Raw genomic sequence first — 617 nt, forward strand, 5'->3', positions numbered from 1 at the left:
CGATACCACGCTCTCCGGCGCGCTGGTCAGCGGCGAAAAGATCACGGCGGATGCCGGGCGTGACCTGACGGTCACCAGTCTTCAGGACAGCGACAGCTATGACTCGAAACAGACCAGCGTCAGCGCGGGCGGCAGTTTTACGTTCGGGACAATGACGGGGTCAGGCTATATCAGTGCCAGTCAGGACAAGTTGCGCAGTGATTATGACAGCGTGATCGAACAGAGCGGTCTCAATGCCGGTAAAGGCGGTTTTGATGTCACGGTTGGCAATCACACTCAGCTGAACGGAGGTGTGATAGCCAGCCAGGGTGGGCCGGAGAATAACCGTCTGGATACCGGCACGCTGGGCTTCAGCGATATCCGCAATGAGGCGGATTATAAAGTCAGCCATACGGGGATCAGCCTGAGTGGAGGTGGCGGCGCCACCCTGGCCAGCAACGCGATGTCTAATATGGGCAATGTGCTGGCCGGGCTGAACGGTAAAGGCCATGCTGAAGGCACCACGCAGGCGGCGGTGGCGGATGGCACCATTATTATCCGTGACCAGGCCCGTCAGAAACAGGATCTGGCGGAGCTAAGCCGCGACACGGACCACGCCAACGGCAGCATCGCGCCAA

The 617-nt window shown here is 59.8% G+C and carries 1 protein-coding gene; it reads left to right on the top strand.

Features of this window, described 5'->3' with window-relative positions; genetic code table 11:
* On the top strand, nucleotides 1-617 hold a 617-nt coding region (locus tag AAH446_RS19680), incomplete at both ends, for a hemagglutinin repeat-containing protein (RefSeq protein WP_342908355.1).

Origin of the sequence: Erwinia psychrophila (assembly GCF_039023475.1) — a bacterium.
GTDB lineage: Bacteria > Pseudomonadota > Gammaproteobacteria > Enterobacterales > Enterobacteriaceae > Erwinia.